Annotated in this window: 14 protein-coding genes; 6 read left to right on the top strand and 8 right to left on the bottom strand. The window is 75.7% G+C overall.

Translation table 11 applies throughout. From position 1 onward, the window contains the following. Nucleotides 1-56: 56 nt before the first annotated feature. Nucleotides 57-221, bottom strand: coding sequence for a 50S ribosomal protein L33 (rpmG, locus tag IF129_RS11370; RefSeq protein WP_191209437.1), 165 nt, complete (start codon nucleotides 219-221; stop codon nucleotides 57-59). 58 nt (nucleotides 222-279) lie between these two features. Here rpmG and rpmB point away from each other — a divergent pair, with 58 nt between their 5' ends. From rpmB to IF129_RS11350, 4 genes are all read left to right on the top strand, one after another. Further along, entirely contained in the window at nucleotides 280-516 is a 237-nt protein-coding gene (gene rpmB, locus IF129_RS11365) for a 50S ribosomal protein L28 (protein WP_191209436.1), read from the top strand. Between the two features lie 9 nt (nucleotides 517-525). After that, nucleotides 526-831, top strand: a complete 306-nt coding sequence (rpsN, locus tag IF129_RS11360) for a 30S ribosomal protein S14 (protein WP_191209435.1) — start codon at nucleotides 526-528, stop codon at nucleotides 829-831. A gap of 142 nt (nucleotides 832-973) precedes the next feature. Continuing rightward, nucleotides 974-2,854, top strand: coding sequence for an ABC transporter ATP-binding protein (locus IF129_RS11355; RefSeq protein ID WP_191209434.1), 1,881 nt, complete (start codon nucleotides 974-976; stop codon nucleotides 2,852-2,854). Nucleotides 2,855-2,991: 137 nt separating this feature from the next. Beyond that, nucleotides 2,992-4,035 (top strand): rod shape-determining protein, encoded by a 1,044-nt coding sequence (locus IF129_RS11350; RefSeq protein WP_191209433.1) that lies wholly within the window; start codon nucleotides 2,992-2,994, stop codon nucleotides 4,033-4,035. Nucleotides 4,036-4,122: 87 nt separating this feature from the next. Here IF129_RS11350 and IF129_RS11345 read toward each other — a convergent pair whose 3' ends face one another. From IF129_RS11345 to IF129_RS11320, 6 genes are all read right to left on the bottom strand, one after another. After that, complete coding sequence (locus IF129_RS11345; RefSeq protein WP_191209432.1) at nucleotides 4,123-4,701, bottom strand: SRPBCC family protein; 579 nt, start codon at nucleotides 4,699-4,701, stop codon at nucleotides 4,123-4,125. Nucleotides 4,702-5,012: 311 nt separating this feature from the next. After that, nucleotides 5,013-6,005 carry an L-histidine N(alpha)-methyltransferase gene (gene egtD, locus IF129_RS11340; RefSeq protein WP_191209431.1) on the bottom strand — a complete coding sequence of 331 codons (993 nt, stop codon included), beginning with the start codon at nucleotides 6,003-6,005 and terminating at the stop codon, nucleotides 5,013-5,015. After that, nucleotides 6,002-6,898 (bottom strand): ergothioneine biosynthesis protein EgtC, encoded by an 897-nt coding sequence (gene egtC, locus IF129_RS11335; protein ID WP_191209430.1) that lies wholly within the window; start codon nucleotides 6,896-6,898, stop codon nucleotides 6,002-6,004. The genes egtD and egtC overlap by 4 nt, the downstream gene beginning before the upstream one ends. Beyond that, on the bottom strand, nucleotides 6,898-8,397 hold the full coding sequence (gene egtB / locus IF129_RS11330) for an ergothioneine biosynthesis protein EgtB (protein WP_191209429.1): 1,500 nt from the start codon (nucleotides 8,395-8,397) through the stop codon (nucleotides 6,898-6,900). Before egtB ends, egtC begins: the two co-directional genes overlap by 1 nt. After that, on the bottom strand, nucleotides 8,397-9,776 hold the full coding sequence (egtA, locus tag IF129_RS11325; RefSeq protein ID WP_318153671.1) for an ergothioneine biosynthesis glutamate--cysteine ligase EgtA: 1,380 nt from the start codon (nucleotides 9,774-9,776) through the stop codon (nucleotides 8,397-8,399). The genes egtB and egtA overlap by 1 nt, the downstream gene beginning before the upstream one ends. A gap of 127 nt (nucleotides 9,777-9,903) precedes the next feature. Further along, nucleotides 9,904-10,677: a VOC family protein gene (locus tag IF129_RS11320; protein ID WP_191209428.1), complete on the bottom strand. Its 774-nt coding sequence runs from the start codon at nucleotides 10,675-10,677 to the stop codon at nucleotides 9,904-9,906. A 242-nt stretch (nucleotides 10,678-10,919) separates the two neighbouring features. Between IF129_RS11320 and IF129_RS11315 the strand changes: the two genes are divergently transcribed. Beyond that, complete coding sequence (locus IF129_RS11315; protein ID WP_191209542.1) at nucleotides 10,920-11,816, top strand: SigB/SigF/SigG family RNA polymerase sigma factor; 897 nt, start codon at nucleotides 10,920-10,922, stop codon at nucleotides 11,814-11,816. 71 nt (nucleotides 11,817-11,887) lie between these two features. On the opposite strand, the gene IF129_RS11310 is transcribed toward IF129_RS11315, so the two are convergent. Continuing rightward, nucleotides 11,888-12,256, bottom strand: coding sequence for an STAS domain-containing protein (locus IF129_RS11310; protein WP_224754751.1), 369 nt, complete (start codon nucleotides 12,254-12,256; stop codon nucleotides 11,888-11,890). Between the two features lie 175 nt (nucleotides 12,257-12,431). Here IF129_RS11310 and IF129_RS26280 point away from each other — a divergent pair, with 175 nt between their 5' ends. Then, nucleotides 12,432-14,567 carry a serine/threonine protein kinase gene (locus IF129_RS26280; RefSeq protein ID WP_224754750.1) on the top strand — a complete coding sequence of 712 codons (2,136 nt, stop codon included), beginning with the start codon at nucleotides 12,432-12,434 and terminating at the stop codon, nucleotides 14,565-14,567. Nucleotides 14,568-14,734 lie beyond the last annotated feature (167 nt).

The following is a 14,734-nucleotide window of genomic DNA, read 5'->3' as shown; positions in this document are numbered from 1 at the left end:
GGCGGGGCCGGTCGGTCGTGGTCGGTCGGGCGGCCGGTGTCGGGGGCGGCCGGGGGTCAGCGCTCCTCGCGGAACTCGACGTGGCGCCGGGCGACGGGGTCGTACTTGCGCAGCCGGAGCCGGTCGGGGTCGTTCCGGCGGTTCTTGCGCGTCACGTAGGTGTAGCCGGTGCCGGCGGTGGACCTGAGCTTGATGACGGGGCGGACGTCGTTGCGTGGCATGCGGGGTACTATACACAAACGAAAATCATGTTCATTAAGGCTCGGAAAGGGGCTCTCCTTGTCCGCTCACTGCCAGCTCACCGGCCGCGCGCCGGTCTTCGGCCAGCAGATCTCCCACTCCCACCGGCGCTCGTCGCGCCGCTTCGACCCGAACATCCAGCGCAAGCGCTACTGGCTGCCCGGCGAGCGCCGCCACGTGCGGCTGACCCTCAGCGCCAAGGGGCTGCGCACCGTGGACGCCATCGGCATCGAGGCCGCCGTCGCCCGCATCCGGGCCCGCGGCGGGAAGGTCTGAGGGAGCACCGTGGCGAAGAAGAGCAAGATCGCGAAGAACGACCAGCGGCGGGCCGTCGTCGCCCGGTACGCCGTCCGGCGGGCCGAGCTGAAGCGCGTCCTCGCCGACCCGGCCACCCCGGAGGAGGAGCGGACGGCCGCGCGGCGGGAGCTGCGGCGCCAACCGCGCGACGCCAGCGCCACCCGCGTCCGCAACCGCGACTCCGTCGACGGCCGCCCGCGCGGCCACCTGCGGGCGTTCGGCCTCTCCCGGATCCGGCTGCGGCAGATGGCCCACGCCGGTGAGCTGCCCGGCGTGCGCAAGTCCAGCTGGTGACGGCCCGCCCCGGGCCCGGCGTCCTCGCACGCCCCGGGCCCGGGGCGTGCGCGCCGCGCCACGCCGGAACACCTTGACCTGAAGTCCGGTTGAACTCCTAGCGTCGGGACTCCACCCACCGCCCGCCGCGCCGGAGGCCCGGATGTCGATGCACATGACCGCGTGGAACGCCCTCTACAACGCCCGCCACGCCAGCGAGGACCGACGCCCCTTCTCCCGGGCCACCCTGCGGCGTATCGCGGTGTTCGCCCGGCCGCACCGGCGGCTCATCGGCTTCTTCCTCGCCTTCAGCACCCTCGCCGCCGTGTTCGCCGTGGCGACGCCCCTGCTCGCCGGCCGGGTGGTGAACGTCATCGTGGCCGGGGAGGACCGCCGCACCGTCGTCCTGCTCGCCGTCCTCATCGCCCTGATCGCCGTCGCCGAGGCGGCGACGGGGCTGCTGACGCGCTGGCTGTCCGCCCGCATCGGCGAGGGCCTGATCCTGGACCTGCGCGGCGCCGTCTACGACCACGTGCAGCGCATGCCCGTCGCCTTCTTCACCCGCACCCGCACCGGGGCCCTCGTCAGCCGCCTCAACAACGACGTGATCGGGGCCCAGCGCGCCTTCAGCGACACCCTCTCCGGGCTCGTCTCCAACGTGGTCACCCTGCTGCTGACACTCGTGGTGATGCTCCAGCTGTCCTGGCGCGTCACCCTGTTCGCCCTCGTCCTCCTCCCGCTCTTCGTCCTTCCCGCGCGGCGCATGGGGACCCGGCTCGCCCGGCTGTCCCGGGAGGCGGCCAACCACAACTCCGTCATGAGCACCCGGATGACCGAGCGGTTCTCCGCCCCGGGCGCGACGCTGGTCAAGCTGTTCGGACGGCCGGAGGAGGAGTCCGCCGAGTTCGCGCGGCGGGCCGCGGAGGTGCGGGACATCGGCGTGCGCATCGCCATGCTCCAGATGTCGTTCGTCACGGCGCTCACCCTCGTCTCCGCCCTGGCCCTGGCCCTCGTCTACGGGCTCGGGGGCTGGCTCGCCGTCGGGGGCGGACTCGCCGCCGGCACCGTCGTCTCCCTCGCCCTCCTGCTCACCCGTCTCTACGCTCCACTGACGGCACTGGCCGGGGCCCGGGTCGAGGTGATGACCGCGCTGGTGAGCTTCCAGCGCGTCTTCGAGGTGCTGGACCTCACGCCGCTGATCGAGGAGGCGCCCGACGCCGTCCCGGTCCCCCCGGGCCCGGCCTCGGTGGAGTTCGACGCCGTCGACTTCGGCTACCCCGCCGCGACGGCGGTCTCCCTCGCCTCGCTGGAGGAGGTCGCGACCCTGGACGCGCGCGGCGGGGAGCGCGTGCTGCACGGCGTCTCCTTCCGCGCGGAGCCCGGCCGGATGGTCGCGCTCGTCGGCTCCTCCGGTGCGGGCAAGTCCACCGTCGCCCAGCTCGCCGCGCGACTGTACGACGTCGACGGCGGCGCCGTCCGCGTCGGCGGGACGGACGTGCGCGACCTGACGGCCGAGTCCCTGCGGCGGACCGTCGGGATGGTCACCCAGGACGGCCACCTCTTCCACGACACGATCCGCGCCAACCTCCTCCTGCCCCGCCCCGGTGCGAGCGAGGAGGAGATGTGGGACGCCCTGCGCCGCGCCCGGATCGACGCCCTGGTCGCCGCCCTGCCCGACGGCCTGGACACGGTCGTCGGCGAACGCGGCTACCGGCTCTCCGGCGGTGAGCGGCAGCGCCTGACGATCGCCCGGCTCCTGCTGGCCCGGCCCCGCGTCGTGATCCTGGACGAGGCCACCGCCCACCTCGACTCGACCTCCGAGGCGGCCGTGCAGGAGGCCCTGACCGAGGCCCTGACCGGCCGCACCTCCGTGGTGATCGCCCACCGGCTCTCGACGATCCGTCAGGCCGACCTGATCCTCGTGCTGGAGGCCGGCCGCATCGTGGAACGCGGCACCCACGAGGAGCTGCTGGCCCACGCCGGGCGCTACGCCGAACTGCACCGCACCCAGTTCGCCGCGTCCGCCCCCGCCGTCAGCGGCTGACGGCCCGGCCCTCCCCGGCGGCCCGGCGGCACGGCGTGCGCCGGGCCGCTGGGCCGGACGGCGCAGCCGCGCGCGCGGGGTTGCGGGAACCGGCCGACGATGGTGGGACCTACAGCCTCGCGCGGGGAGAAAGCGCCGTGAACTTCAGCTACGAGCAACTGCGCCGCTGCACCGTCGCCGTCGACCTGGGCGCGGACCGGACGCGGGTGTACCTCAGACAGGCCGGGGTCGTCGTCGACGAACCGTCGGTCGTCGCCGTCGACACCCGGTCCGGCGCGCTCATCGCCGTCGGCACCCCGGCGCAGCGGATGTACGGGCGGACGCCGCCGCGGATCCGGGTCGTCCGGCCCGTCGCCGACGGAACCGTGCACGACGTCCAGATGGCCCAGCGCATGCTGCGCGCCATGGTCGGGGAGAAGGTCCGGCGGGCCTGGCGCCGCCGTCCGCTGCTGCGGGCGGCCGTGTGCGTCCCCCACGACGCCGACCCGCTCGCCCGGCGGGCCGCGGTGGCGACCCTCACCGGGCTCGGCTGCCGCCGGGTGGAACTGGTCGACACCCTCTTCGCGGCCGCCGTGGGGTGCGGGCTGCCGGTCGAACGTCCCGAGGCGACCATGATCGTGCTCTGCGGGGCGGACACCACGCAGGTCGCCGTCCTCTCGCTGGGGGCGATCGTCGCGGCGGCCCAGGTCGGCGTCGGCGGCGAGACCCTGTACGGCGCGGTCGGCCGTCACCTGCGCAACCGCTACGAGCTCTCCATCCCCTCCGACGCCGTGCGCGACCTGCACGCCGAGGTCACCGCCGGCGGCACGGGCGGGCTGCCCGGGGATCCCGACGGCCCGGTCGTGCACGGCCGCGACGCGGCCACCGGGCTCGCCCGCACGGTGCGGATCGACGCCCACGAGGTGCACGCGGCGACGCACGGCCCACTCATGGCGGTGCTGGACACCATCCGCGGCGTGCTCCACCGCTGCCCGCCCGACCTCGTGGCCGACCTCGCCGACCGGGGCGTCATGCTGGCCGGCGGCTACGCCGACCTTCCGGGCCTGGCCGACCGGCTGCACGGGGCGACGTCCATGGCCGTGCACGTCGCCGACGACCCGGCGGCCGCGGCGGTGGGCGGCGTCACCGCGATGATCGAGGGGCGGGTGCGCCCCCTGCTCTCCCTCGACGCCCTGCACTGATCCCGGGACGCCCGACGGAACGGGTCCGGTCGCCCGGTCGCGGGGCGGCCGGGCCCGCTGTCGTCGGGCCGGGCCCGGGGCGGCCGGTCAGCGGGTGGCGGGGAGCCGGAAGCGGCGGGCCGGACGGCGGGGGCGGTGCTGGGTGGACCGCGGGGGCCGGGGGTGCTGCGGGCGGATGACGCCCGGCCCCGGGTCGAAGCCGATCTCGGCCGGCTCCGCGGACCCGGTCAGCACCTCGTGGAGCCGCTGGACGTCGTCCGGCAGGTCGCGGCGCCAGCCCACCGACACCACCGGCCACAGCGCGAGCATGCCGCCGGTCAGCGAGCACGTGACCTGCACCCCCACCCGGCAGCCGGGGCCGTGCGGCCACAACCGGAAGTCGTAGCGCGGCACCTGGGTGCCCAGCGGGGTCCACATGCGCTGGCCCAGGAAGCCGATCCGGCGGCCGGGCTCGAACGCGCAGCACTCCAGCCGGAAGTCGCGGTGCCGGCCCGGGAAGCGGTAGCGGTAGACGCACCCCTCGCCGCACCGGGGCCCGAAGGGGTCGGTGCCCCGGATCTCCATGACCCCGGAATGCCATTGCGGCAGATTGCGTCCGTCGGCCAGGAAGCCGAAGACCTCGTCGACGGGCAGGGGGATAGAGACGTAGACCTGCACCTGCGGCATAGCGGCACCTCCTACGAGCGGGCCACGCGGCGATGCGCGCGCACCCGCTCCCCGGCCCGGGTGTACCTGTGTGCTTTCAGGCTGAGGTGATATGTGAGCAATGTCCCGTCTGGTTGACCCATTCGGGCGATGACTCCCGGTTCGTATACCCCACCCGGCGGGTCGCACGCGCCGCAAACCGTGCGAATCGCCGCGCGACCGCCCCGGCGCACACCCCCGCGCACACCCGCGCACCCCCGGACGACAGCGCGACGCCGGCACCGGTCGGAACCGGCGCCGGCGTCGCGGCGGACAGCGGAGGTGACGGAGGCTCAGGAGCCCTGCGGGGAAGGGGTGGCGAGGAGGAGGGCGAACCGCCCGCCCTCGTCCGTCCACCAGTGGCGAACGTCGAAACCCGCCCGCGCCAGCTCGGCGGTCAGGCCGTCGCGGTGGAACTTCACCGAGATCTCCGTGCGCAGCTCCTCGCCGCGTTCGAAGTCGACGGTGAGGTCGAGCGCCGGCACCGGCACCGTCTGCGCCCGGCGCGAGCACAGCCGCATCTCGATCCGCGACTCCCGCGCGTTCCACAGCGCGCGGTGGTCGAAGGCGTCCGGGTCGAAGCCCGCGCCCAGCTCCCGGTTGAGCACGTGCAGGACGTTCTTGTTGAACGCGGCGGTGACCCCCTCGGCGTCGTCGTAGGCGGGCACGACGACGTCGGCCGGCTTCACGAGGTCCGCGCCCAGCAGCAGCCCGTCCCCGGGGCCGAGCTGCGGGCGCAGCGCGGCGTAGAAGGCACGGCGGCCCGCGTCGTCCAGGTTGCCGAGGGTGCCGCCGAGGAAGGCCACGAGCCGGGGCGCCTCCCCCGGCAGCGTGAGGTCCACCTCGTAGTCGGTGACGGCCGCCGCGACCGTGAGGCCCGGGTAGTCCGCCGTCAGGGCGCCGCCCGCCGCGACGAGGGCGTCCTCACTGACGTCCAGCGGCGCGTACAGCCGCAGGGTGCCCCGCGCGGTGAGGGCGTCCAGCAGGAGCCGCGTCTTGCGGGAGGAGCCCGAACCCAGCTCGACGAGGGTGGCCGCCCCGGCCGCCTCGGCGATCTCGCCGGCCCGCTCCCGCAGGATCGCGTGCTCGGCGCGGGTGGGGTAGTACTCGGGCAGACGCGTGATGCGCTCGAAGAGTTCGCTGCCGCGCCCGTCGTAGAACCACTTGGGCGGCAGGGTCTTGGGCCGTCCGGTCAGGCCCTTGAGGACGTCGGAGCGCAGCGCCTCGGCCTGGTGGTCGGCGGGGAGGCGGCGGGTGAGGCTGAAGCGGTCGGAGCTGCTGGTCATGCCGGGGTGGTCCTCTCCGGGGCGGTGGCTGCGGGCTGCGGACGGCCGTCCGGCCGCCCGGCGGTTCCGGACGCCGCGGGCGGCGCGCCGCCGTCCGCCGGCCGGGAGGCCGGTGGTCCGGGCGGCGGCTCCGGGCGGCGCGCGGCGGCGTCGAGCGCAGTGGTGCGCACGGCCGTGGGCGTGGCCCGCAGCACGGACCCCTCCGGCACCTCCCGCCACCCGTCGCGCGCGTCCGGTTCGGAGGCGACGGTGACGCTCCCCTCGGCCGTCCGGTACCACAGCGTGTCGCCGTGCCGGGTGGCCGTGACGGTGCGGCCGTCGGTGACGAGGAGGTTGAGCCGCGCCCCGGGGCGGACCGCCGCGACGCGCAGCACCAGATCGGCCAGGACACCTCCGGCCGGCTCGCCCGCGCGCAACCGGGCCCGCGCCAGCGCCCACAGCAGCGCGGAGTCGCAGCGGGACTCCAGCGCGAGCAGCTCGGCGGCGGGCGGACGCGACGACGGCGTGAGGTCGTCCACGAGGTGGGTCCAGTCGGGGACGGCGCCGTTGTGGCTGTAGAGCCACGGGCCGTCCGTGTAGGGCGCGGCGGCGCTCTCGTCCTGCGTCGTGCCCGCCGTGGCGTCGCGGACGGCCGCGAGCACCGCGTGGCTGTGGACGGCGCGGCCCAGGTCCGGCAGGTTCCCGTCGGCCCAGATCGGCACCGCGCGTCGGTAGCGTGCGGGCCGCTCCCCCTCGCCCGGCGGGTACCAGCCGACGCCGAACCCGTCGGCGTTGACCGTCCCGTACCGCTGCCGACGCGGCGCCCACGCCTGCTCGTACAGCCCGTACCGGACGCCGGTGAGCAGCCGGGCCAGGGGGACGGCAGGTCCCAGGTAGGCCAGGTGACGGCACATCAGGCTCCCTCCGGCCGTCGGGCTGCGGTGGCCGGGGCGGTGGCGGCCGTGGTGTCGGCGGCACGGGCCGTGCGGAAACCGGCGAAGATCTGCCGCCGGACCGGATGGTCCCAGTTGCGGAACGTCGTCCGGCAGGCCACGTGCGCGGTGCCGAACGAGCCGCCGCGCAGCACCTTGTAATCGGGGGATCCGCCGGCCCCGGCCCCGGCGGATCCCGTGGGGAAGAAGACCTCCGAGTACTCCCGGTACGGGTACGCCTCGAAGCCGGGATACGGCGCGAAGTCGGAGGCCGTCCACTCCCAGACGTCGCCGAGCAGCTGCCGGGCGCCGCAGGGCGCCTCGCCCAGCGGGTAGGCCCCCGCCGGGGCGGGCTCCAGGTGGCGCTGGCCGAGGTTGGCGTGCTCGGGCCCCGGATCGGTCTCGCCCCAGGGGTGACGGCGGGAGCGTCCGGTGGCCGGGTCGTGCCGGGCCGCCTTCTCCCACTCGGCCTCGGTGGGCAGCCGCCGCCCGGCCCAGCGCGCGTAGGCGTCGGCCTCGTACCAGCTGACGTGCAGCACGGGGCTGTCGAGCGGCACGGGTTCGACGCGGCCGAAGCGCCGACGCGTCCAGCCGTCTGCCTCGCGGCGCCAGAAGAGCGGCGCGCGCAGCCCGGTGCGCCGCACGTGCGCCCAGCCGTCCGGATGCCACCAGCGCGGCTCGTCGTAGCCGCCGTCGTCGATGAACACGGCGTAGGCGCCGGCGGTGACGGGCGTGGTGTCCAGCCAGAAGGCGGGGACGTCGACGCGGTGGGCCGAGCGCTCGTTGTCCAGGGCCCACGGATCGTCGTCGGTGCCCATGGTGAACGGTCCGCCCGGGACGAGGACCTCCGGCGGCAGCGAGGTGCCGTCCGGCACGCCGGGCGGGGGCGGCGCGTGCAGCACGGCCGGGCCCCGACGCAGCTGGTGCGTGGCCAGCATCGTCTCGTCGTGCTGCTGCTCGTGCTGCGCGATCATGCCGAAGACGAACGCCGAGCGGGTGAGCCGTTCGGCGTCCGACGGCGCCTTCTCCAGCACCTCCAGCGCCTGTGCGCGCACCTCGGCCACATAGCGACGGGCCTCCGCGGGAGGCAGCATCGGCAGCCCCGGCCGGTCGGCGCGCGGGGTGAGGAACGCGTCGTAGACGGGGTCGAGGTCCGGGCGGACGCCGGGACGGCCGCCCGCCCGGCGCAGCAGCCACAGGTCCTCCTGGTTGCCGATGTGGGCCAGGTCCCAGGCCAGCGGGGACATGAGGGGCGAGTGCTGGGCGGTGAGCCCGGCCTCGTCCAGGCAGTCGACCAGGCCGAGGGTGCGGGCCCGTGCCGCCTCCAGGGCCGCGAGCGCCCGGGCGGCGCAGGACTCGGGAGCGGTGTCGGGGTGCGGCGAGGGGACGACGGCGGGCACGGCGGTGTCCGCGCCGGACGGGGCCACCTCGGACGGCGGCACGTCGGGCGGGGGCACGTGGCGGGCGGGTACGGCGGACATCAGGCGGCTCCTCGGTGGGCGTCGGCCGGGCAACGGCCACGATCGGCGTAACGTTCGGCGAACTCGGCGACGGCCCGGTGCGCGGTACCGCCGTCCGCCGTGGTGGCGAGCGCGGACTCGGCGGCGGCCACGCAGGCCCGCACCGCCGGGCCGAGCAGCGGATCGGCGGGCCCGTAGCGGGCGGCCCGCAACCACAGGGCCGGGCCGGGCGGCCGGGCGGCCAGGGGCTCGGTGGCCGCGAACGCGGCGGCGGCGGCGCGCGGATCGTCCAGCAGCGTCGCGGCGACCGCCGTGGCGGCGACCCACCCGTCGCCCGGCTGGGCGTCCATCATGCGCAGTTCCAGCCAGCCGCGCGGGCGGACGGGCGGGAAGAGGGTGCTGAGGTGGTAGTCCAGGTCGGCCCGGGTGGGCGGCCGTTCGGCGCAGTCGCCGCGCAGCCAGTCGCGGAACGTCAGCCGGGGCGGGGCCGTCCAGTCCGCGCCCGGGCCGTCGTGCTCGCGGCGCAGGCACAGCAGCGGCGCGTCGAGCGCGTAGCGGGCCCACTCGCTCCGGGGCGGTACGCCCAGGCGCGGCGGCCGGGTACGTCCGGGGTCGGTGTGGTACCAGATGCGCTGCCGGGTGGAGGCCCAGCCGGTGCGGCGGCCGTTCCAACGCGGCGAGTTGGCGAAGGCGGCGACCAGGACGGGACCGAGCCGGTGGACGAGGTCCCAGCGCCGCCGGTAGCCGGTGGGGCCGTCACCCTCGTCACCGGCGTCGAGGCTGACCTGGACGGCGGCGGTGCCGCGCATCATGGCCCGCCCCCAGGGACCGAGCCGGTCGAAGTGGGCCTCCATGGCCCGGTACCGGGGGTGGTCGAGCACCCGGGGCGGAGTGCGGTGGGGGTTGACTCCGTGGCCGTGCAGTGCGGCCCCGGCGGCGGCCAGCACCTCGCGGACGACGGCGACATCGGCGGCGGCGAGGCTGAGGCAGGCGGCCAGCGACTCCCCCGGCGGGCTGCTCAGCTCCAGTTGACCGCCCGGCTCCCGGGTGATGCGGCTGCCGCCGGGCAGCCGCCCGGGGGTGCCGCCCGGCAGGAACGGGGCGAGGGCGGCGTCGATCAGCTTGACGGGCACCGCGCGGGCGGGGTCGTCCCGGTCGCGGACGTGCCATTCCAGCTCCACCCCGACGCGTCGGGGCGGGCCGGTCTTGAAGCAGATGCCCCCGATGTACGAGGCGGCCCGCGCCTCCGTCAGCCCGGCGGCGCCGGGGTCGGGTGCGGTCCGGACGTGCCCGCCTCCGGCGTCGCCGGGGTCGGTGTCGGAGTCGGTGTCGGTGCGAGGGGGCGGTCCCGCGGAACGGGGATCGGGACCACTGTCGGCGTTCTGTACCACGGTGTCCACGGCAACTCCTCCCGGAACGGCGGACCACGGGACGGGGCACACAATCACCCTTACTGCCCGTCCCGGCTGTCCGGTGAAACCTGTGTCCGAAACCGGTCGCCGAAAGCGACCGGGGGTGCGTCGGCGGCTACGGCGCGCGGCGCGCGGGGTCGATGACGGAGAAGGGCGAGCCCCACGGGTCGGCCACGGCGGCCACCCGCCCGAAGGGGCCGTCGGCGGGGCCCGCCCGCACCTCCCCGCCGAGCCGTTCCACGGCGGCCACGGCCTCGTCGCAGTCGGCGACGCCGAAGTGCACGTCGACGTAGGCCGGCGGCCCGGTGGCGGGCACGCCGGTCGTGCGGCGACGCGCGGCGACGAGCTCCCCGTCCGCCTCCCAGCCGGCCACGTCGCCCCCGGCCACCGGAAGCGGGCGCTCCGTGAAGGGGAAGACGGCCGGGAAGAACGCGTCCGCCGCCTCGGGCGCACCGGTGCGCACCTCGGCCCAGGCGAACGCACCGGCCACCCCCCGCTTGCCGAACCCCGGGTGCCGCCCGGCCTGCCAGGCGCCGAACACGGTGCCGCCCGGGTCGCGGGCGACGCACATCCGGCCGATGTCGAAGATGCTGGTGGGCCCCATCACGACGGCGCCGCCCCCGGCGCGCACCCGCTCGGCGGTCGCGTCCGCGTCCCGGGAGGAGAAGTACAGCGTCCAGGTGGTCGGCCAGTCCTCCTGGCCCGGCAGCAGCGGTGCCAGCGCGGCGACGGCGGCGCCGTCGGAGCGGGCCTCCGTGTAGTTGCCGAGTGCGTCGCCGCCGTCGACGAACGTCCAGTCGAGGAGCTCGCCGTAGAAGTGCTCGGCCGCGTCCAGGTCCGCCACCATCATGTCGGCCCAGCAGGGGACGCCCTCAGGTCGTGCGGGCATGACCGTGCCTTCCGCTCGCCGGCTCCCGGTCCGGAGCCCTCACGGCATCACGCTAGCGGCGAACCGCCCGCCCCGCAGGCCGGAAGCCCCCGCTCGGAGGGCCCGCGCGGCACCCCGGTCCGATGTGGAGATCGTGTGATGCTTCTGTGAAGGTGGCCGCTCGGGGGCGTGTGGTCATGGAAATGGGGGGTAGGCGGACCGCCGTCCACGGAACGAATCCAGGGAGGGCTTTCGTGAGCACCATGGCAACGGCCGCACCGTCGACGCACGCGGTCCAGGAGGGCACCGGCGCGGCGCCGGCCGCGCAGGACGGGAGTGTGGCGGCGGAGGCGGGTCTGCCGCGCGTCAGCGAGGCGCAGGCCGTCGCCCCCATGGACGCCCGGGACCTCACCCGGCTCTTCATCGACCGGCTCCAGACGCTGGAAGAGGGCACCCCCGAGTACCAGTACGCCAGGAACACGCTGATCGAGATCAACCTGTCCCTCGTGCGGTACGCCGCCCGCCGGTTCCGCAACCGCGCGGCCGAGACGGAGGACATGATCCAGGTCGGCACGATCGGGCTGATCAAGGCCATCGACCGGTTCGACCCGGGGCGCGAGGTGGAGTTCACCACCTTCGCCGTGCCCTACATCATGGGCGAGATCAAGCGCTTCTTCCGCGACACGAGCTGGTCGGTGCGCGTCCCCCGGCGGCTCCAGGAACTGCGCATCGACCTCGCCAAGGCCGGCGACCAGCTCGCGCAGCGCCTCGGCCGCGCCCCCACGACCGCCGAGCTGGCGCGGCACCTCGACCTGAGCGAGGACGAGGTCATCGAGGGCGTCGTCGCGAGCAACGGCTACACGGCCGGTTCGCTGGACGCCGGCGGCGACGAGACCGGTGAGACCGGCGGCGGCCCGAGCGTCGCCGACCGGATCGGCGAGATCGACCCGGCCCTGGAGGGCGTCGAGAACTTCGAGTCCCTGCGGCCCCTGATGGCCGAGCTGGACGACCGCGAGCGCCGCATCCTGCAGATGCGCTTCGGGGACGAGATGACGCAGGCGCAGATCGGTGCCGAGCTGGGCCTGTCCCAGATGCACATCTCCCGCCTGCTGTCCCGCACCCTCGGCAAGCTGCGCAAGGGGCTGCTGACGGAACGCTGACCCACCGCGCGGAACGGCCGCCCGCAGGTGGCCGGCGCGATGACCACCCGCGGCGGTGGCCGGGGCTCGTGTCAGCCCCCGGCCACCGCCGTCGCCACGTCCGGGTAGACGCGCAGGACGGCGTCCGCGCCGGTCAGCTCCAGCAGCCGGGTGACGGAGGGCGGCGGGCCCGCGATCCGCAGGTCTCCGCCGTGGTGGGCCCGGAGCAGCACGTTGAGCCCGGTGGAGTCGCAGAACGTCACCCGGCTGAAGTCGGCGACCACACAGGACGCCGGGCCCTCCAGCCCGCCCTCCAGCGCACGGCTGAGCTCCTGGGCCGCGTCCAGGTCCACCTCACCGGTCACGGCCACGACGAGGACGCCGTCCCGCATCTGTCCGTCCGCGACGACCTTCGCGGGGTTCGGCCCGCCGGCCGCCGAGTTCTCGTGCGCGGTAGTCATGACTCCCATGATCCCCGGTCGGTCCCCGCAGCGGAAGACGGGGGTCTCCCCGAGCGCCGCCCCCGGACCCGCCCCCGCCGGGTCCGGGCGTTCCACTACAGTGACCCGCGCCGACAGGGCTTACGGCCAGGGGGAGTTGGAGAGACTTCGCCCTGAGATCAGCAACGGGGGAGAGTTGGACACCAGTCTCTACATCGGTCCTGAGTCCGCGCCGGACCGCTACCGACTGCTGCGCTCCATCGGTCGGGGCGGCGAGGCCGTGCTGTACCTGGCGGAGATCCAGCTCGGCGGCGCGGCGGAGCCCGTCGTGGTCAAGGTGCTGGACACCCAGGAGACGATGCGGCCGCAGGAGTTCACGAAGATCAGCACGCGCTGGAGCGAGCAGGCGGAGCTGCTGCGCTTCGTCCACCGGCTCGGGGTCGTCGGCATCCGCGAGCACTTCGAGGGGCTGCCACCGCACCGGTCCGGGGAGGCCGGGAACCCGCCCGGCCGCGCCCTGTGCCTCGTGATGAACCACGTCGAGGGGCTGGACCTGCGCGACTGGCGGGCCGAGCACGGCCTGGAGACGGTCACCGAGCGCCGCGAGGCCCTGCGCTACCTGGAGCAGCTGGCCGAGGTGCTCGACTGGCTGCACCTGGGCAAGGGCACGCCCTCGGGCCGCGTCGTCGTGCACGGCGACCTCTCCCCCGGCAACGTCATGATCGACGCCCACGGCCAGGCCACCCTCGTCGACTTCGGGCTGAGCAAACTGACCGCCGAGCACCAGACGGCCGAGGTCTGGTTCACCCCGGGCTTCGCGGCCCCCGAGGTGTTCGAGGGCCGTCGGACGCCCGCCACCGACCGGTACGCCTTCGGGGCCATCGCCTACTTCCTGCTGGCGGGCGAGTCCCCGGCGAGCACCCCCGAGCAGGTCCGCGGCCAGTTCCGCGCGCTGCCCTCCCTCGCGGTGCTGGACGAGGAGAGCCGCGAGGAGGTGCTGGCGATCTTCGCGGCCGATCCGGCGACGCGGCCCGACTCCCTGTCCGCCTGGGTCAAGCGGCTGCGGCGGGCGGTCTTCACCACGACGTCGTCCACCTCGCGGGCGGCGGGCGCGGGAGGCGCGGCCAGCGCCGGTCAGGCGGCACCCGCTCGGCCTGACGCACCGCCACTGCCGAGCGCCGCCCCGGCCCCGGCCCGGCCCACGGCTCCCCCGACCCCGTCCCACGCCCCGGCACCCCCGGACGCGGCTCCGCAGGACGCCGGACCGCAGGACGGACCGCGGGACGCGGGACCGCAGGACGCCGGACCGCGGGACGCGGGGCCACAGGACGCGGGGCCACAGGACGCGGCGGCACCCCCGGCGATCCCCGCGCCGGCGGAGCAGCCGTCGCCGCCCCCGGCACCGGACCCCGGGCCCGACCACCCGACGTTCGTCCTCGGCTCCGCGGCGGGCCCGCACGCACCCGCGCACGTCCCCACCCGGGCCGCCTCTCCGTACGCGGCGGGTACGGGGTACGGGTACCCCGGCGCGCCCGGCGTGCCGCAGCCGAACCCCTACGCGACGGCGCCGACGCCGGTGCCCGGCCCCACGGGGCACGGCGCCCACCCCCCGGCCCCCGCGCGCAAGAAGTCCCGCCGGGCCCTGCTCGTGACCTCCGTCGTGCTCGCCGTGGCCCTCCTCGCCGGTGCGGGCACCTTCGTGGCGACGACGTACCTGGGCGGCGACAAGGAGAACGCCGCGGCCTCCCAGGACGGCCGGACCGGCCAGGACGCCCCCGAGGGTGAGGACACCCCCGAGGAGGCCGCGCCGGAGGAGACCGACGACGCCGGGGACGTCCCGGCCGACGCGACGCCCACCCCGACCGGCCCGCAGGACGACCCCGGGGCGGAGAGCCCCGACCCGGCCGCCAGTTCGGAGCCGCCGGTCGTCCCCGAGGACCGCGACGAGATCCCGTTGACGCTCCTCCAGCCGATCCAGGACAACGGCGGGTTCGAGCAGGCCACGGCCACGCTCGACACGACGTTCTACGCGGACGCGCTCCTGACCCGGCACAGCTGCGGTTCGGTCACCGAGTACGACCTCCAGCGCGGGTGGAGGACGCTGACCTTCGTCGCCGGGGTCACCGACACCTCCACGGCGGGCGAGCAGCTGCAGCTGACCATCAGCGACGCGGAGGGCAAGCAGCTCGCCACCCGCGCCCTCACCCTGGGCCGCCCGCAGGAGATGAGCGTGGACGTCACGGACGTGCTGCGCGTCCGCATCGACATGGACCCCAGCGGCTGCGACAACAACCTGGTCGGCGTCCTCGCCGAACCGACGCTGGAGAAGTAGGCCCTCGGCCGTTCCTCCCCGCGCCCGCCCGGTCGACCGCGACCGGGCGGGCGTTCGCGTTGCCCGGCGCCCCGGCCCCCGTGCTTGCGTTTCATACCCCCTAGGGGTATCAATGGAGGAACTGGTTACCCCTCCCGGGTACCCTGGAACTGTTCAGCCGACGTCCG

Origin of the sequence: Streptomyces chumphonensis (genome assembly GCF_014779715.1) — a bacterium.
Taxonomy (GTDB): domain Bacteria; phylum Actinomycetota; class Actinomycetes; order Streptomycetales; family Streptomycetaceae; genus Streptomyces; species Streptomyces chumphonensis.
This window is presented reverse-complemented; position numbering and strand designations above follow the sequence as displayed.